This window comes from Lacipirellula limnantheis (assembly GCF_007746075.1).
In the GTDB taxonomy this organism is placed as follows: domain Bacteria; phylum Planctomycetota; class Planctomycetia; order Pirellulales; family Lacipirellulaceae; genus Lacipirellula; species Lacipirellula limnantheis.
This window is the reverse complement of the sequence record NZ_CP036339.1, coordinates 3,653,503-3,671,890: the sequence shown is the minus strand read 5'-3', so window position 1 is coordinate 3,671,890 and position 18,388 is coordinate 3,653,503. Positions and strand designations below refer to the sequence as shown.

Annotated in this window: 14 protein-coding genes; 4 read left to right on the top strand and 10 right to left on the bottom strand. The window is 61.8% G+C overall.

Going from position 1 to position 18,388, the window contains the following annotated elements:
• Positions 1-76 precede the first annotated feature (76 nt).
• The 3 genes from dapA to I41_RS14065 all read right to left on the bottom strand — a co-directional run bounded on the left by dapA (position 77) and on the right by I41_RS14065 (position 2,456).
• Positions 77-964, bottom strand: coding sequence for a 4-hydroxy-tetrahydrodipicolinate synthase (dapA, locus tag I41_RS14075; RefSeq protein ID WP_145433325.1), 888 nt, complete (start codon positions 962-964; stop codon positions 77-79).
• A gap of 124 nt (positions 965-1,088) precedes the next feature.
• A complete protein-coding gene (locus I41_RS14070) occupies positions 1,089-1,616 on the bottom strand; it encodes a DUF4112 domain-containing protein (protein WP_145433323.1) in 528 nt (175 codons plus the stop codon).
• 39 nt (positions 1,617-1,655) lie between these two features.
• The gene (locus tag I41_RS14065; RefSeq protein WP_145433321.1) at positions 1,656-2,456 is read right to left on the bottom strand and encodes a hypothetical protein; all 801 of its coding nucleotides are present in this window, start codon (positions 2,454-2,456) and stop codon (positions 1,656-1,658) included.
• Positions 2,457-2,846: 390 nt separating this feature from the next.
• Between I41_RS14065 and I41_RS14060 the strand changes: the two genes are divergently transcribed.
• Entirely contained in the window at positions 2,847-3,155 is a 309-nt protein-coding gene (locus tag I41_RS14060; protein ID WP_145433319.1) for a hypothetical protein, read from the top strand.
• A gap of 106 nt (positions 3,156-3,261) precedes the next feature.
• Here I41_RS14060 and I41_RS14055 read toward each other — a convergent pair whose 3' ends face one another.
• From I41_RS14055 to I41_RS14045, 3 genes are all read right to left on the bottom strand, one after another.
• On the bottom strand, positions 3,262-5,112 hold the full coding sequence (locus tag I41_RS14055; protein ID WP_145433317.1) for a SulP family inorganic anion transporter: 1,851 nt from the start codon (positions 5,110-5,112) through the stop codon (positions 3,262-3,264).
• A 207-nt stretch (positions 5,113-5,319) separates the two neighbouring features.
• The gene (locus I41_RS14050; protein ID WP_145433315.1) at positions 5,320-7,014 is read right to left on the bottom strand and encodes a LamG-like jellyroll fold domain-containing protein; all 1,695 of its coding nucleotides are present in this window, start codon (positions 7,012-7,014) and stop codon (positions 5,320-5,322) included.
• Positions 7,015-7,247: 233 nt separating this feature from the next.
• The gene (locus I41_RS14045; RefSeq protein WP_145433313.1) at positions 7,248-7,973 is read right to left on the bottom strand and encodes a pyridoxine 5'-phosphate synthase; all 726 of its coding nucleotides are present in this window, start codon (positions 7,971-7,973) and stop codon (positions 7,248-7,250) included.
• A 357-nt stretch (positions 7,974-8,330) separates the two neighbouring features.
• On the opposite strand from I41_RS14045, the gene I41_RS14040 reads away from it, so the two are divergent.
• Positions 8,331-8,666, top strand: a complete 336-nt coding sequence (locus I41_RS14040) for a hypothetical protein (protein ID WP_145433311.1) — start codon at positions 8,331-8,333, stop codon at positions 8,664-8,666.
• Positions 8,667-8,695: 29 nt separating this feature from the next.
• Here I41_RS14040 and mgtE read toward each other — a convergent pair whose 3' ends face one another.
• Positions 8,696-10,057 carry a magnesium transporter gene (gene mgtE / locus I41_RS14035; RefSeq protein ID WP_145433309.1) on the bottom strand — a complete coding sequence of 454 codons (1,362 nt, stop codon included), beginning with the start codon at positions 10,055-10,057 and terminating at the stop codon, positions 8,696-8,698.
• A 300-nt stretch (positions 10,058-10,357) separates the two neighbouring features.
• Here mgtE and rnc point away from each other — a divergent pair, with 300 nt between their 5' ends.
• Together rnc and I41_RS14025 are read left to right on the top strand one after the other, a co-directional pair.
• Positions 10,358-11,131 carry a ribonuclease III gene (gene rnc, locus I41_RS14030; RefSeq protein WP_145433307.1) on the top strand — a complete coding sequence of 258 codons (774 nt, stop codon included), beginning with the start codon at positions 10,358-10,360 and terminating at the stop codon, positions 11,129-11,131.
• Between the two features lie 183 nt (positions 11,132-11,314).
• On the top strand, positions 11,315-12,862 hold the full coding sequence (locus tag I41_RS14025; protein WP_145433306.1) for a hypothetical protein: 1,548 nt from the start codon (positions 11,315-11,317) through the stop codon (positions 12,860-12,862).
• 126 nt (positions 12,863-12,988) lie between these two features.
• Here the strand turns inward: I41_RS14025 and I41_RS14020 are convergent, their stop codons facing one another.
• From I41_RS14020 to I41_RS14010, 3 genes are all read right to left on the bottom strand, one after another.
• Positions 12,989-14,116, bottom strand: coding sequence for a hypothetical protein (locus I41_RS14020; protein ID WP_145433304.1), 1,128 nt, complete (start codon positions 14,114-14,116; stop codon positions 12,989-12,991).
• Positions 14,117-14,286: 170 nt separating this feature from the next.
• Positions 14,287-16,755, bottom strand: a complete 2,469-nt coding sequence (gene bglX, locus I41_RS14015; protein WP_145433302.1) for a beta-glucosidase BglX — start codon at positions 16,753-16,755, stop codon at positions 14,287-14,289.
• Positions 16,752-18,383 (bottom strand): family 16 glycosylhydrolase, encoded by a 1,632-nt coding sequence (locus I41_RS14010; RefSeq protein ID WP_168206907.1) that lies wholly within the window; start codon positions 18,381-18,383, stop codon positions 16,752-16,754. The genes bglX and I41_RS14010 overlap by 4 nt, the downstream gene beginning before the upstream one ends.
• Positions 18,384-18,388 lie beyond the last annotated feature (5 nt).

The window sequence follows — 18,388 nt, the reverse complement described above, 5'->3', positions numbered from 1 at the left end:
CCCGCGGCTAAATGGCCGCCACATTTTGGCGAACCTCAGTGTGCTGCAAGGCGGCCATCCTCGGCGCCGGCGCTTCCTAAAGCAACCCATACGCCGTCAGCGTCTTCCGCAAGGATGCCTCTTGCCCCGGCTCCAGCGGCGTCATTGGCAGGCGCATCTCGCCGGTATCGCGGCCGAGCATCTTCATCGCGGCCTTCAGCGGGATCGGGTTCGTCGAGAGGCCCAGCATGTCGCGGCAGAGCTGGAACAACTTGCGATGCCACTGAAGGGCCTGGGCCAGATCGCCGCGGTCCACCGCATCGCACAGAGCGATCATGTCGCGAGGAACGATGTTGCCGACGACTGAGATAACTCCACGGGCGCCGACAGACATGAGCGGCAGCGTCAGGCTATCGTCGCCGCTGAGGACGGTGAGGTTCGTGGCGCCGAGAATCGTCGACGCCTGATCGAGCGAGCCCGTCGCTTCCTTCACCATCGTCACGTTCTGCAGTTCAGCCAGCCGGATGATCGTTTCGGGCTCGACGTTTTTTCCGGTGCGGCCCGGAATGTTGTAAATGCACTGCGGCAGGCCCGACTCTTCGGCAATCCGCTTAAAATGCTGATAGAAGCCTTCTTGCGTCGGTTTGTTGTAGTAGGGCGCGACTTGCAGCGCGGCATCGGCTCCGGCAGCCTCGGCGACCTTGGTCAGGCGAAGGGCCTCCGCGGTGCTGTTCGAGCCGACGCCGGGCATCACCTTGATCCGCTTATTGGCAGTCTCACAGACGAAGTTGATCACCCGTTCGTGTTCAGGGTGAGTTAGCGTCGGCGACTCGCCGGTGGTGCCTACGGGGCAAATGCAGTTGGTTCCCGCATCGATCTGGAATTCGATCTGAGCACGGAAGGCGTCGTAGTCGACCTCATCTCCCTTGAATGGCGTGACGACCGCGACCGACAGGCCGGCGAAGGCTTCTCCTTTGGTGCTCATCGAGCGGGACTCTCCTTAAGTTTGCGCAAGCCAACTAACGAAAGGCGCATAAATACGCCGTGGGGGGAAATGATACGACGACGGGGGCTGGCATGCAATCGGGCGCCGACCGCGAACAACGGCGTTAGCCGCGGAGGAAATTTGAGATTGCGGCAAGAAGCCATGTGACCAACATCGCTGCGACGACAATGCTGCCGATCATCAACATGGCTAACAGGCAGATCAACAGCACAACGAACCATCGGTCGGTCCGCTGCAGCTTTCCTTGTTCAGATTGAGCGGCGAGCATGTGCCGCTTTAGAATCACCACGTTTCGCTGATTCGACTTCCAATAGACGTCGAAAACGTCTCCCACTAGCGGTAGCGCGCCGACAACCGTGTCGAGCACCACATTGAGGGCCATCCGCAGCAGCGTTGCCCGCGTCACGCCGTAGCGATGAGCGGCGCTCAGGATGTAGAGCGATGCCACGGACGAAGCCGTGTCGCCAACGCCCGGCAACAGGCCCAGAATCGCGTCGAGCCCGAAGCGCCAGCCGACGAATGGAACGCGAAAGACTCCGTCCATCCAAGCGGCGAGAAGTTCGAGTTCAGGGGCGAGCTCTGGAAGCCGCTCGGCAGCGACCGACGTTGGAGTGTTTTGCGGCTTGCTCATGCGGCCTCAGGGGGCAAACCGTGTACCACCTTCGGCGCCTTATCGCATCGACTCGCGCTTGCTCGCCGGAAAATCGCGGACGTCGAACTGCAAGCTGCGGCCGTTCACGATCGGCGGCTTCATCAACTTTTGTTCGACGAGCTCGCGAAAGTAGGCCGCGGGATCCGGCACCGTCGACCCGCAGTGGAGTTTTGCCGCTTCCGCCTTGCCGATGGGACGACTGAGGTGTTCCTTAGGAATCTCACCCGGCTTGGGCTTGGCAACCGGAGCGACCGTTGGCGCGTTCGTCATCGTTCGCAACTCCGCGTCCATGGCGGCATGGAACTTCGTCGCATCAACCTCAGGGAGAGCATCGAGCGCTGACCGCACGCTTGGCCAGTGGGCCTTGAGCGGAGCGACGTCGAAATCGACAAGCGCGCCGTGGCTCGCGGCCATCGCCGCCTTAAGCTTTTTCGGCATCGCCGCGGCCCAGACGGTAAGAATCACTTGTCGACACCATTGGTAGTGAGCCAGATGGCCGACCGCTTCGCCGCCATCACCGACGTCGGCTGCGGCAGAGCTCGACGCCGCCCACCGCGGGCGAAGTTGCTGCACTACCGGCTCAAGAGCGCGGGCTCGCCGCCGGACGTCTTCGAATGCGGCGAGAAAAGCGTCGCAATCGCCGCCCTTCGCCACATCCAGCAGTTTGCCGATCTCGTCGCCGAGCCACTTCATGGCACGGGTAGCGGCGCCAGCCACTGGAGGAGCTGACGCAGCCGATTGAGCATCGAGCGGCGGGAGTTGCCGCGCGAGAATCTGTCCCAACGATACCTGTTCCTGAACTCCCTCCGTCTCCGTCATCCCTCTCCTCGCTCCTAGCTGCATTCACTTGATGAATTGCGCGTTGCCGACTGGTCTCAAGGCCAGTCGCGCAGGGCGCGCTGCCTGAGTCGTCGATTGTACCGGTCAGCTCCGATTGTCGCGTCCTACCGGCGCGCAGCACATAGAACGAGTGACCATATCAGCCGTTGATCGCCCTGACGAGGTCAAACCACCGGAAGCAATGCACGCACCCTGCGGTCTGCTTGACACCAGCACATTTCCGGGATCGCGAATCATTCGACGTCAGGTTTTCGGCAGTGTTTTCGCGAATTGGTTTGGACGCGCGGGCGAGCTTGATAGAATGTCAATCTCTTCTGGATCACCCTCGAGCCTCACATGCAGGGGGAGTGGAGTATGGTGTCAAGGATCATGACCATCCGGCTGTCGAGCGGGCTGAAAATCGAGCTTGACCCTGCCGATTGGCCCGAAATCGGGTCGGCCTGCCGGACCAGCGTCCGCACCGGCGGCTACGTCGCCGAAAAGCTCATCGTTCGTCGCCACGACGATGGCCGCACGCTAATCTATATTGACGCTGACCCCGGCGCGGATGTTTTGGTTCAGGGAGACATCTTCCCGCCGCGCATCCGCGAGATTGAATCCTATGTGCAACGGTTTAGCGAGGCGCACGGCTTGCCCGATTGGGTTGCGGAGAGGTGCGTGGAATCGATTCGCGGTTAGCCCGAGCTGCTAGACAGTTTGCGCGGTGCGAGCAATCTGGCCGGAGGCAGGCTAGTCCTTTCATCGCGATGCCGGGGGCCCCTCACGCGGCGTCGAGCGAGGTCCGCTAGATCGTGAAGTGCCATTCTTTGTTCGCGCTCGCGTCTCGATCGCGCTGGGGGCACGATGCGCAGAGGTCGTCGCGGAGCTCCGCATGAGCCCATTCGACGGCAGCCGCAGTGCTCGTCCACAGTTGCGATCCCTCGCGGAAAACTCGCTGATCTCCCAAGCGATCGACAATACCCACCTTCTCCAGCGTGTGGTAGAATCCGCCGCGCACCCCGGCGAGGACGACGACAATGCCGCGAGATTCGGTTCGCGCAATAAAGTCGTCAAGCAGGTGCATGCATACGGCGTCGGGATTGCGGAGATACTTGACGCGCAGAATGAGAATGCGGAGCCCGTCGTCGATTTCCTCTTCAACCCGCTCCAGGTGCGACTCGAACTCCGGGGAAGAGCCGAAAAAGAGCTCTCCCTCGAAATTGAATATGCGCATCCGATCGCATGGCACATCGGCGGCATTTCGTTCCCGAATGCGATGGCCCTCGGCGATGACTAACTCGTTCATTTCGACGCGGGCGGCCCGCGGCACATACATCAGAAATGAAAGAATCGTACCAACCAGGATGCAAAACTCTACCGATACCAGCACGGCGGAGAGCGCCGTGGCCGCCACGATGGCAGCGTCGAAACGGGTGGCGCGGCAGTGGTAGCGGATTCCGACGACGTCGACCATTCTCGTCGCGGTCACCATCAGGACGCCAGCAAGCGCTGCCTTCGGAATGAACTGAGCCAGCGGCGCAAATGCCAGGATGGTGAGGGCGACCATTGCGGCGCAGATCACGCCGGACCATTGCGTGGCGGCGCCCGCCTGGTGATTGATGTAGGAACGGGTCAACGACCCTGAGCCTGGAAAGCATTGAAAGAAACTGCCCGCAAGGTTGGCGACCCCTTCGCTGAGGCACTGCTGGTTGATGTCAAGTTTTTGGCCCGTCTTGGCGGCGATGCTCTTGGCCATGGCGATCGCTTCTAGCAGGCCCAGCATGCCGACGGCAGCGGCGCTGGGCGCTAATTCTCGCACGAGCGACCAGTCCCAGGAGGGCGCCTGAAACCGCGGCAACGTCCGCGGAACCTTGTCGATGAGTTTCACCCCCTCCGCAGCCAAATCCCAGTGCCAAACGGCGAACGCCGCCGCGGCAATTGCCAGCAACAATTCCGGCAGCGCCCAACGAAAGCGGCGGTTAATCCAACGCAGGCCGAGCGCAACGGCGATCGTGCCGAGAGCGACGTACAACGTCGGCAAATGGACCGGCCCGCCATAATAGAGCGTCATTACGAACCGCTTCACGAAGTGATCGTGATGTTCGCCTTGGGCTTTCAGGCCGAGCACGTTCTTGAGTTGGTCGAGCACCAGCAGCACCGACGCGCCGGCAGTAAACCCCACGATCACAGCATGCGAAATGAACCGCGACAGATCGCCGAGCCGCAGCAGCGTGATGCCCGTCTGGAACAATCCAATCAGGGTCGCCATCAGGATGGCCGCGGAGATGCGCTGATCGGCCGGCACGAACGCCAGCGCACTAAGCATCGCGATCGAGATCGCGTTCGTCGGGCCATTGATCAGTTGCTTCGACGAGTCGAGCAGCGCCCCGACTGCCGTCATCACGATGGCGGTATACAGTCCATACTGCACCGGCATCCCAAAGATGCTGGCGTACGCCATCGCCTGCGGGACGGCGACCGCAGCCACGGTGACGCCCGCGAAGAGATCGCGGCGAAAGGTGTCTGGCTTGTACGTGCGCAGCGAATCAAGCGCCGGCACAAGCGTGTAGAGCCGCCGCTTCCAGCGCGGAAGCGAAGGATCAGCGTTGGCGCCTCTCGCTGACGAGTGGGCGCGGGCCGGACTGAATTGCGACATCACTCAGAGCAGTCGATGGTCAATCTGTCCAATGCTGCGCTCGTTGCGTCACGTCACGCTGGACAGGATTCACCATCATCCTTGGGGGAGTAGCTTTCTGCAATGCGGCTTGATAGACCGCTGCGCGCAGCACTCCCGGCGGCGGCGCCCCCGGAGTCAAACCGGCCGACTGAGACTTTACAGCTTGAGATCGCCTGCAGCACGCGCCTAGGCGAAGGCTTGCCGCCGTCTGCGCGAACTGACGGCAACAGCCGCCGCCACCGCGGCCAGCGCCCACGCCGCCGGCTCCGGCACCGAGCCGACCGCCGCCACCGAGGGCGCCCCGCCGAACTTCGACTTCCAAATCGCCAGGTCAGCCGCGTTGATCAGGCCGTTGCCATCGGCATCGCCTTGGGCGTTCGTCCCGTTCGTCCCGAACCCGCGCTGCCACAGAAGGAAATCGGCGCCGTCGACGACGCCGTTATTGTCGAAGTCGGCGTCACTCGCCGTGGCCACGGGGATGCCGGTCGCCGAGGCTGCGCCCAGAGCGGCAATCGCATCGGCAGTGAGCACTTCATCGTAGTAGGCCAAGCTATTGATCAATCCGGCAGACGTTTCGCCATCCTCGTCGCCGAAGAGATGCAAAATATCGATGATCGCCTCTCGGCCATTCGGCGCCGTACCAGTCGTCGAAGTGCTTGCCAAAGCGCCGTCGACATAGCCTTTAACGGTATATTGCCCGCCGGCGCCGTCGATCGTCACCGCGATGCGCGTCCACTTGTCGGCCTCGACCACGCCCGCATACTGCGCCGAAATTCCGAGACTGCCAAAAAGGCCCGCGCCGGAATCGTCGCGGATGAAATATTCGCCATCAGCCGCGGCGAGTGAATCGGAGTTGAAGAGCGAAGTGAATCCGCCCAGGGTGGGAAACTTCACATCCATGACAATCGACCACAAATTAGTTGTGGTCGGTATTCCCGTGTCGTCCGGGATGGCCTGGTTCGGCATGTCGAGCGACTGGGTATTCGTGAACGCCGGGAATGAGAGCACTGTGGCAGGGGAGCCGGCGATGGTGTCGTTCAAATAGGTCGGCGTCCACCCGCCGATGGCTGCCATCGCCGCCTTGCCGGCGATGGAGTTATTCAAGCCGTTGTTGAGATTCCACAGTCCCGCTTGATTGGGCGACGATGCAATTCCCGCGGCCGTCGGCCCGCCAAGTGCGCTTACGTCGCTATCGCTCAGGACCGAGCCGTAGAAGGCAACGCTATTAACCAATCCCGCAGACGTTTCGCCGTCTTCGTCGGCAAATAGGTGAAGGAACGATCGCACCGCCTGGCGACCTCCCGGGGCGACTCCGGTGACCGCAGTCGCCACATAGGAACCGTCGATGTATCCATTGATGGTGTATTCGTTGGGGTTGGTGACCGTATCGACCGTGACGGCGAGTCGTGTCCAGGTATCCGCCGGGATGAACCCGCCGTACTGCGCGGCAATACCGACGCCGCCCGAGCCGTTGATGAAGTAGTCGCCGTCGCTTCCGCCGATTGTTCCTGTCTCCCATAACGCCGTGAACGAGTTGAGGACGGGAAACTTAACGTCCATTACAATCGACCATTGATTACGCGTCGGCGTGCCTCCTGGACCGTTCGTGTTGGCGTCGTTCGGCATGTCGATCGATTCGCCAGGCGCGAACTGCGGGAACGAGAGCACGGTCGCCGGCGAGCCCGCGATGGTTTCGCTAACGTACGACGGCGTCCATCCTCCGGCCACCGCGAGGGACGATTTCCCGCCGATGGCGTTGCTGAGCGAATTGTTAAAGTTCCACACGCCAACTTGGGCTGCATCGACGACAGGAGACGCCAAAAAGCCGATCGTCGCTAGAGCAACGACAGATTTCCGCCAAAACGCAGTCACCAAGGGCATCACTCGCTCACTTTCTCAACAGGAAGTCAAATCATTAGAGGTGTTCGAGACGCGATCCACCGATTCCAGTCATTATGCCTTGCGGCTCGACGCGGAACAACGATACGGAACAACGACAACGTGCCGCGCTCCGAGAAAGCGGACCCCCGCAAACCGTCAACCGCGCGAGACCACTGTTTAGTCGAGCTCGGGAGCGAGGCCAAATGCGCAGCGGAGCCGATCTATTGCGCGAATCAGTCGCGACAGGAATCAATCAGGCGCTTCATGTCCCTCACCGCCTGCTCCAGCCCGACCATGATCGCGCGGGCGATGATGCTATGCCCGATGTTTAGCTCGCACATCTGCGGTATAGCCGCCACTGGTTTCACGTTCCGGTAGGTGAGGCCGTGGCCCGAGTGGAGCGTCAGTCCGGCGTCGACGACGTGCTTGGAAGCGGCGATCAGGGAGGCGAGTTCGGCTTCACCGGCGAACTTCGCGGTTGCATGCGCATAGGCGCCTGTATGCAGTTCAACCGCTTCGGCGCCGAGCGCAACGCCGGCGTCGATTTGCTTTGGATCAGGATCGAGAAACAAGCTCACCACGACGCCCGCATCGCGGAGTCGCTTGATGGCGTCGCCAACACGGGCCTTCTGTCCGACGACGTCGAGCCCCCCCTCCGTCGTCACCTCCTCGCGACGTTCGGGAACCAGCGTGGCCTGGAATGGCTTCGCCGCGCAGGCAATCTTGACCACCTCGTCGTCGCAGGCCACTTCCAGATTGAGCTTCACGGTCACGGTCTGGCTCAGCAAGTGGAGGTCGCGTTCCTGAATGTGGCGGCGGTCCTCGCGCAGATGAAGCGTAATACCGTCGGCACCCCCTAGTTCGGCCAGCGACGCCGCCCAAACGGGATCGGGCTCATTCGTCTTGCGAGCTTCGCGCACGGTGGCCACATGATCGATGTTGACGCCGAGGAGTGCCATGGGGGTTCTCAATCGCAGGATAACGGAGGGCGCCGCGGGCGCCGGGCGCCTAAAATTGCCGCACTTCGGTTCGAAAACGGCATGCCCGACATGATGTTTCGGAAACGCAACGGACGATGGCTGGCCGTCGCCGGGGCGGGACATCGCCCGTTGTACGGGGGCAACAGGGCCATTGTCCAGCGGCGGCGAGCGTCGCATAACCGGCGCGATGCGTCCGTCGGCCCCTACGCAGGGCATGTCGCCAGAGACCCTCCCGAAGGACCGCGGGTTCGTGACGTAAGGTTCCCCAGAGCATTTATGAACCGCCGCCCGTCCGCCTCTTCTCGACGCCCCTTCCGGCCTAGGAGAATTTGCGCCATGACCTGCCACGAATTAGCTCGCCGCGTGAAACTATTGGAACCGGGTGCGTCCGCACAAGACGTCGCCCGTATCTGTTTGCTGCTGGCTAACCACCACTCCGAGCTCATGTCGCTTGACAGTGACGATCGATTGAAAGCCGCTTGCCAGCAGACGTCGCTGAAGCTCCAACTGGCCACTGACCAGCATGCGGCGATGACGCAGGAACTGGAAGAACTGGCCGGCTCAGACCCCGAGAAATTCTCTCAAGAACAGGTCTGGGTGCTGATTCGGGCAATCAAGGTCCAGAGTCAGGTGCTGCAGCTGTATGTAGGTCAGCCGGTGCTCGACGTTTGAGGGACGTCGAGAACGCCGCGCCGTCTACTTTAAATGCCTTCCAGCAGCGTGATGCATACGGTCAGGTAAATCAGAATTCCAGTGATGTCGATGATGCCCGCGACAAACGGGTTGCTCATGAGCGCCGGATCGAGTCCCAACCGCCGGAAGATTAGCGGCAAGGCGCCCCCGACGATCGTACTGCAGGTGACGACCAAGAGCAGCGTGATCGGAATGACAAGCAACTCACCGGCCGTCGGCTCGTCAACGACCAGCAGCGCCCCGACGTATGCAATGCTGCCGAGCCACGCTCCAAGCAGCAATCCCATCGAGAGTTCGCGCCGCAGCACGCGCCACCAGTCCTTGATCGTCAGATCGCCGCTCGTCAACGCGGTAATCACCAACGTCGCCGACTGACCTCCCGAATTTCCGCCGCACGACACAATCAGCGGTAAAAAGAGCGCCAGCCACCCGACCGCGTCCAACGTTTTATTGAACGACTTGAGAGCGAAGACGGTCAGAAACGACGCCGCCAACAATGCGCTGAGCCACATGCCGCGCTTCCACGATAACGTATGGATGGGAGTGCTAAGATAACTCTCCTCCAACGGGGCAATTGCGCCCGCGCGATAGGCATCTTCCTCGGCCTCTTCCCGCAAGACGTCAATGACGTCGTCGTGCGTAATGATGCCAACCAGATGGTGCTCATGGTCCACCACCGGGATCGCCATGAAATTGTAGTCTGCCACCTTCGACGCGACTGCTTCCTGATCGTCGGTCGCTTCGACCGTGACGAGGTCGCGCTGCATCAGATCGGTGACCAGCTCGTCCGGCGTCCCCAAGTGCATCAGCAACTGGCGAGCGGTGATCAGGCCGCGAAGATGGTTTTCGCCATCGACGACGTAGATGTAGTAAATTGTTTCGTGATTTTGGGTCTGAAGGGCAATCTCCTTCAACGCGTCGCCCACCGTCACCGACTCCGAAAGTCGCGCGACGTTGGTCGTCATCAGCGAGCCGGCCGTCCCCTCCGGATAGAGACTGAGGCGATTAATGTCGCGACGTTCTTCGGTCGGAACAAGCGGCAGCAGGCGTTCGACGGCCGCCGGGTCGACAAGCTTCAGCAAGTCGACGCGGTCGTCGGGCGCCATGTTAGCGATAACCTGGCTCGTCTCTTCGGGGGCGGCCGTTTCGAGAATTTCTACCTGCCGCGCTTCATCGAGGTACTCGAATATCTCGACCCGCTCCGCCGGCTCAGCGGCCTGCAGCACGGCCCAGGTTTCAGCGGGCGTCAGGCCCTGCATGAACTCGGCAGCCCGGGCAGGATGCATCGCCGCGCAGAAGTCCTCCAACCCGGCGCGGTCGTCCGCAGCGAGCATTTCCCGGAGCTCGGGGAGTAGGAGGGTGTTGATCATGTCGATAGCGGTGGTCGGCGGGCGAATTGGAGCCGAGTAAGTGTACGCTACGACCGCTCCTACCGGCAGGCGTGGCAACGGGGGTTTCCTGATCCCTTACCTACGCCTCCTGTCGTTGACGTATTAGCCCGGCCAGTTTAGCCTACAACTTGGTTCTCGGCCGGATTTCACGGATGGGTCGGCGAGGGGCGTTCTCTCCCGCACCAATCCTTATCCTCCGCGAGGGCTCTGCCGCTGCAGTCGCCGGGGTTTCAACCCCGTCAGGCTGCGTCAGCGAAGCCTCCGCAATATGCGATTGCGATGAGTACAAATATTGTGTCAGACGCCAGCGATCTGCGCCGCGGCGATCTCGAACTATGCCAACAGCAAATCGGCTACGCGTTTCGCGAGCTACAGCTGTTGGAAGGCGCACTCACCCACGCCTCGGGCGTGCAGCATCGGCTCTCCTCCAATGAGCGGATGGAGTTCTTCGGCGACGCCATTCTGGGGATGGTCGTGTGCGAGCGACTGTTTCAGCAGTACCCGGAGTATTCCGAAGGCGAGCTCACCAAGATTAAGTCGGTCGTCGTTAGCCGCGATACCTGCGCTCGGATGAGCGAGGCGATCGGCCTCGAACAGCATCTCATTCTCGGCAAAGGAATGGCAGCCGATCCGACGGTCCCGCGTTCCGTGCTCGCCGCCGCGTTCGAGTCGCTCATTGCCGCGATTTACCTTGACGGGGGAATGTCAGCAGCGGAGCAGTTCATCCTGCGGTATGTCGATGGCGAGATCGAAGCCGCCGTCTCGTGCGAATTTGGCGGCAACTTCAAGTCGCTTTTGCAGCAACTCGCCCAGCGCGAATTCGGCGTGACGCCAAATTATGTGATGCTCGACGAAAAAGGCCCGGATCACAGCAAGTGTTTCAAAGTCTCCGCGCAGATCGGCTCCCGCCGCTTCACCGCCGCCTGGGGCAAGAGCAAGAAAGAGTCGGAACAACGGGCCGCCCATAACGCGATCAGCGAGCTCCGTAGCGAGCCGGCCCCATACCCATGCGAGGAAAGCATGGGCGACGTCCCGGAAGACTCCGCAGATTAGAGCGTTAAACGGCCTCGCCGTCGCAGCGGCCTCGCCACCGGGACAAACGTAGTGCTAGAAGGTGTGCACCGGCCGGCGCCGCGACGATCCCGCGGCGGATTGGGCTCCAAAATACGCTACGATAGTCCTACAGCTTGATTCACTCACACGACGCCTTTCGCGAGGCATCCGGAGAACAGTTTGATGATCTTTTCGCGCCGCCTCGCCTTGCTCCTCACTCTCGCCTCGCTATCGCCGGCGGTTGAACTTGCTCAGGCGCAAACGTTCGTGCAACTTAGCCGAAGATTGCCCGCCAACGCCAACGCCGCCATCGTCGTCAACGCCGCTTCGCTGTACGACAGCCCATTGGGCAAAAAAGAAGACTGGCGGGCCAAGTTCGCCGACTCGGCCGAGTCATCGCCGCTCATGCTGCCGCCGGGAACAGAGCGGGCGGTGCTCGCGGCGGAACTGGACATCGCCTCGCTTCGCCCGCAGTGGGAAGCGGCGGTCATGACGCTGTCGGTCGATCCGACGGTGCAACAAGTCGCCGCGCGCCATCATGGCCTTGTCGACGATATCGGCAGCGTTCCGGCCGTCTGGCTGCCGCCCGACATCTGCATCGTCAAGTTTGCGCCGAAAATCTTCGGCCTGCTGACCGAGGCCAACCGCCAGGAAGCAACCCGCTGGATTGCCGCTGCCACCGACAAGGCCGAGGTGCCCCTCTCGGCTTACCTGGAACAGTCTGTCAGCTACGCCGACACCGCGGGGACCCAAATGATCCTCGCCGTCGATCTCGCAGGCGCGCTGCGGACAGATGCCATCCGTTCTCAAGTGGCTGCCTCGAAGCTGCTCGATCCGCTGGATCAGGCCGCAACCGCAAAGCTCTTTGCCGGTCTGCAAGGCGTAAAATTCGGCGTCGTGGTCAATGACAAGCTCAATGGCAAATTGCAGTTCGATTTTGCCGACGATGCGTCGTCGCTCGCTCCAGTAGCCAAACAACTCGTCTTGGCGATCGTCGGCGGCGCCGGCGCCATGCTCCCGGAGTTCAATGACTGGAAAGCCCAGGCCCAGGGCAAAAGCCTCTCGCTGGAGGGGGAATTAACTGCGTCGGGGCTGCGCCGGGTCTTCAGCTTGCTCTCGATCGATGCGTCGGTAGTCGGCAACGACGACGCGACGCTGACCGCCAAGACGCCGCCCGCCCCCCCTGCGACAAAAGCGCCGCCGTTGACCGAGGAGCAACTCGCCGCAAAGGCGTCGCTCCACTACTTCAAGGCCGTCGACAAGTACATCGAAGATTCCAAGAATCTCAACCGGGCCGATTCGATCCAGCAGGCTGCGCTCTGGCTGGAGAATTTTGCTCGTCGAATCGACAATTTGCCGAAGCGCAACGTCGACCCTGATCTGGTTAAGTTCGGCGCGTACACGTCGCAGACGTTCCGCTATGTGGTCGACCAGGCCTACGGCATTGAAGACAAGCTCGCCACGATGCAACAGCCCGAGCAACCAGTGACCTATCAGGAGGCCTATGTTCCCACGTTCAATACGGTGAACTACGGCGGCTATTTTATGCGGCAGTACGCCCCATATTACAGTGCCACCTACGACAACAACGCATACAACCAGGCGCTGCAAAAGGACTCCGCAGCCGTCGACAAGATGCGTCAGGAAGCGCAATCAACGCTAGCCGAGCTGCAAAAGAACACCGAGACAGTGCGCAAGAATCTCACCGAGAAGTACAAAGTGAACTTCTAACCGCCGAGTTGATTGCCGCCCGGAGGGCGCGATCACTTCTGCGCATTGCGCGGCATAGCTGAATTCCGTCGCATGCTAATGCCGACCGGCGAGCAGTTGTCGGCGGCATCTGGCGCCGATTCCGGTCTATCGCGTCCGCGTTGGGCGCGACGTGGTCCGCTTCATCGCCGCTCGTTCCGCCGCGGCGGCCCGCCGCTGCGCCATTTGCTCGGCCTGTTGCTCTTTCCGCGCAACAATCGCGTTGATCCGCGTCGGATTGACGACGTAGAGCTTCGGGTCGTCAATCACAAACGGCGTCGACCACGTCTTGCCGTCGCTTCGATTGCAGACGTCAAAGAAGTATGTCCGAAACTGCCGAGCCTGAAAATTATACGGGCACTGCGAGGTCATATAATCCGCATCGGTTAAGTCGTCGACGCCAGGGCTCGCATAGTAGTGAATCATCCCGTCGGGCGAAAACGACATGCCGAGCGTCCACCACCCGAACTCATTGATTTCTTTGGCGGGAAAATCGTGGCCCATCCGGTTGCTGCGGACGGCGATGTACGCCGAGTCTTTCTCGGCGCCGCGCGTGCCGGCGGTGCGGAAATGGATCCACATGCCGGGCCAATAGGGCTCAACTTCGTCCTCACGCGAGAGACTGAACAGTCCCTTCGTTTTCCCGGTCGTCATGGTCGACGCGCTCGCCCGGAATCCGAAGTGAGGGCCGGAGCGGCGTTCCCATTGCTCCGCCGGCGGCAAATAAACGCGCGTCACGCAGCTGGGACGCTCAGAGACGGGCACGCCGCCGTTCAGCCGAGCAACGCAATTGGCGATCAGGTCGTCCTGATGCACCTCGCGAATGTTGCGTCCCGGAATGTAGGAGTTGAGCGTCCGCAGCAGCAACCCGTGTTCGCTGCCAGGCAGTCCCGGTTCCGGAAGCTTGATCACTTCGATTTGATCCGGCTCGCCGCGCTCGGGGCCTTCGTGCCAGCGGTCATTGGACGATTCGCTCATCGGATACCGAACCTGCTCGTCTTGCTCGCGGGAGCTTTTCGGATGCTTATGCACGTACGACCAGCCGGCTTCCTCAAAGTCGTCGCCGACGTAGTCGATCGCCGTGCCGCTGCCGGGCACAAAAGTGCTGGCGCTGCGCTGCATCGCGGACTTTGGCTGTTGCTTCGGCGCGGCGGCCGCGGTCGAACAGGCGGCGGCGGTGCAGAACGAGAGCGCGAACAGGCCGGCGGCGAACTGGCGGCAAACAACGCAAGACATATTGTCACCCAGCGGGGTTGGGCGGAGGGCACGCCGAGCGGCGGGTCGTGCGCTGCGGCGAGCCAAGATGATAGGGTCGTACCGTTGGTATCGGCTATCGATGCCAACTGGCTTTCGCCGCTGTCGACTTTAGGCGCCGCCAGCGTCGCTAGCACGCATGCCGCGCTACTTCAGGCGCCATCGTCCGCTCCCCCCGCCTCGGTCGGCAATGCCGTCGGCAGGTCGTCCTGCGGCGATCGCGCCACCGCAGCTGGCCGCTGTTCGGCGGAACCATCGCCGGTCAACTCGAACTCCCCGCCGAGCGTCGCCGTCGAATCGCCGCCAATCCACACCGCGAACTTGCCGGGCTCCAACACATGGCGCCCTTCGTTGTCGAAATAGCGCAGGTCATCGGCGGCTAGTGCGAATTCCACGCGCTGAGATTCGCCAGGCCGTATGTAGACGCGACGGAACGCCTTCAACTCACGAACTGGACGTACCTGCGCCGCAGCCAGATCTCGAACGTACAGCTGCACGACCTCAACGCCGGCTCTCGAGCCGACATTCGTGACGCGCGCCCGCACGGCGAGCTTCTGCTGCGAACTTATCGAACTCGATCCGAGTTCGAATCCATCGTATTCGTAGCGCGCGAAGGACAGGCCATACCCGAATGGGAACAGGGGAAATGGATCGCCGTCGACATAGTGCGACCGGAATTGGAAGTCGACCGGTAGGTCAGGTCCTTGCGACGCGGTGAGCGGACGGTAGTCCGCCGGGCTTGGTCGACCCGTATTGCTGTGGCTGTAGTAGAGGGGGATCTGGCCAACGTGCTTTGGAAAGGTCACCGGTAGTTTACCGCACGGGTTCGCTACGCCGAGCAGAATGTCTGCGATCGCCGGGCCGCCCATCGTACCGGGATGCCAGGCGTAGAGTACGGCGTCGGCGGCGTTGCACTCCTCGCCAATTGTCAGCGGCCGCCCGGCGAGGACCACCAGCACGACAGGTTTGCCCGCTGCCGCGACCGCCTGAACAAGCTCCGGCTGCACGCCTGGTAGTTCCAGCGTCGATCGGCTGCGAGCTTCGCCGCTGAGAACGGCGTCCTCGCCGACGAATAGCAGCGCCACGTCCGCGCCGGCGGCGGCTTGTTTTGCCGATTCGATCTCCCCGGTATCTTCTGCATAGCTTGTGGCGGCGCCGCGAACATGCGTGATCTCCACGGATTCGCCCAGGGCATCCTGCAGCGCCGCCAGCGGCGTGATGGAATCGGCGGCTCGCCCGTCCACAGCCCAGCAGCCGAGCTGGCTGAGCGAAGCATCGGCCAGAGGACCGATCACGGCGACGCGCCGTAATCGCTCACGCTGCAGCGGGAGCACATCTCCCGCGTTCTTGAGCAAGACCACGCTTTCTCGAGCGACGCGGCGAGCCAGTTCGAGCGACCGAGGGCGAAGCAACTCGCTCGTGGCAATGGCGCCCGGTAATTCAGACTTTTCAGCGGTCGCCGCGTTCTCCGCAGTCGCCGCGAGGTCGAGTTTCAAGCGCAAGATGCGTCTCACCGCGTCGTCGATGACGGACAATTCGATGGCCCCCTGCCCCGCCAGCTGAGCAAGATGGGTATGGAACGCCGTGCTCACCATTTCCATGTGGACGCCAGCATTGACGGCCTGTCGGGCGGCGTCAGACTCGTCCGAACTATGACCATGGGTGACCATTTCGATCACCGAGTTCCAGTCGCTCACCACGACTCCGCCAAACTTCCAGCCATCGCTGAGCACATTCCGCAGCAGATAGGCGTGCGCCGTACCGGGCACGCCGTTGACTTCGCTGAACGTCGTCATCACCGTGCGACAGCCGGCGTTGAATGAAGCGGCAAATGGGGGCAGATGAATATTGTGCAAATCAGCGATCGAGAGCGACGCCCGATTGTAGTCGCGGCCACCCTCGGCAAGTCCGTACGCCGCGAAGTGTTTCGCGCACGCGATGAGGCCGTGTACGCGACCATCGCGTTCTTGTTGGAATCCTCGCACCATGGCCGCGGCAAGCGAACAAATGAGGCTCGGATCTTCTCCCAGCGTTTCGGCGACGCGGCCCCAACGCGGATCGCGCGCCACGTCGACCATCGGAGCGAACGTCCAATTAACTCCTTGCGACCGAGCTTCCGCGGCGGCAACGCCGGCAGCCTGTTCGATTAGTTCGGGATTCCAACTGGCGGCTTGGCCCAGCGGAATCGGGAACACCGTACGATACCCATGCACGACGTCGCGGCCGATGAGCAACGGAATGCCCAGTCGGCTTTCCTCGCGGACCAGGCGCTGGCCTTCGGCGATCAACTCAGGAGTCGCGCAGTTGATGAGCGACCCGATTTCGCCGTTACGCACAGAATCCCGAATGGCTGGCGTCAGTTCGCCCGTCTCCGGCCAAACCTGGCACATCTGGCCAATCTTTTCCTCTAACGTCATCGCAGCGAGCAACCGCTCGGCTTCGGCGTTGCGGTCGTCAGCATTGGCGTTGAAGGGCGAGACGCGCGGCGCGGCCGCCGATTCGACGTGCGTCCCCGCCTCTGCTGCGATGAGATCGGCCGCGCCGATGAGCACGCACGCAGCAATGGTCGCCCACGTCGACAATCTGCACAGCGACGACCGCCGCCATTCGATGGACTTCATCCGATGCTCGATTCAACAACAAGCGCCGTCGAACGAATTCCGCGCCAGGGAGCGAGACTCGCGAGCGTCGTAATGGTCAGCATGGCGGCCGAGGGCTCGGGAACTTGCAGCGAAGCGCCTTGATCGGCAGGAGCGGCCGGCGCGACATTTTGAGCTTTCCAGACGTCGAGGTCGGCCGGGTCGACGACGCCGTCGAAGTTGAAATCGCCTTCGGCTGGACCGGTCGCGTCGACTTTGCCGGTGTTGCGCTGCCAGATGAGGAAATCGCCCCCGTCGACGGTTCCATCGCCGTTGGCGTCCGCCACATCGGGAAGACTGAGGTTGCGAAACGTGAGATTATCCAAATGAACGGCCCCCGCCGCGTTGCCGGTTTGAGTGAACACAATTGCCACGCGCGCCTCGACCGCGCCGGCAGGCGCGGTCGCCGCCAGTTCGTGCGGTTGCCAAACATTGTTCGGCGTCGAGCCGTTGGCGATCGTCTCGACGAATTCGCCGAGCATTGCCGGCGTTCCGTACTTGCCGCCAAAGTCGTTGTAGAACTCAATCTTTAGCTGGACGGAGTTGCCGGCCCCGCTGATCGAGTCTTGCGACCGAATGAAGGCGTCGACTGCGGCCGACACCTGATCGCCGCCCTGCACCGAAATGCCTTGGCTAACGCCGCTGTAGTTGGCGCCGCCGGTCGACTGACCAAACAGCTTTAGCGAAGCATCGCCATCCTCGACCGCTTCATTGTGGACAGACACGTTGTTAACGTTCGTCTTGTTGCCGAATACCGTCCAACCAGCCAAGCTGCCTTCATTGGCCTCGAACCCGCCGTTGCGCAGACGGAGTGGATCGTCATTCCTTTCCAACACGCGCACGTAGTCGATCAGAAACTGTTGCGGCCAAACGGTGGTCGCGTCAGGTTGCTGTGCACCCAGAAAATCGCCGCCGACTGCCGTGTTCAGCGTCATCTGCATCGGCGCCGTTTGATTGCCAATGAAGCCGCCCACGTCGGCATCGTACACCGTGTAGTAATTCACATCGTCGACGTAGAAACGAATCTTCGTCTCATCCCAATCAACGGCGTATGTGTGAAAGCCATTGTGGAAATTAACTGGCTGGCCGAATCGAGCCGTCGTCTGCTCGCTGAAAACGAATTGGTGGTTGTACGGATTCGTGGTCCCGTAGTGATAGGCGCTGCTCGTGAGCCGCGGCTGATTGCCGCGATTTTCCATGATGTCGATCTCGCCCTGGCTCGGCCAGTTGTACTGCGTTGTGTCTGGCAGCAGCCAAATCGCTGGCCACATCCCCCGGGATGTCGGCAAGTCGGCGCGAACTTCCCAGCGCCCGTACTGATGCGTCCAGTCGCTGTGCACCCGGCCTGAGCGGTACAGCTTGTTCCCTGACGGCTGATTGGTCGCGGTGATGACCATGTTCCCGCCGGACACGGATACCTGCTCGGGAAGGTACGCTTGCTTTTCGTTATTGTGCGGATTCTGCACGGTTTCGGCGGTCCACTTCGCTTGATCGAGGGTGGCGCCGTCAAATTCGTCGTTCCAAATCTGCGTGTATCCTGGCGTCGCGGCGACGGCAGCGCATGCGAGTCCCAGCCACGCCGCGAGCGCACCAACGAGGCGACAATTCATTTGCG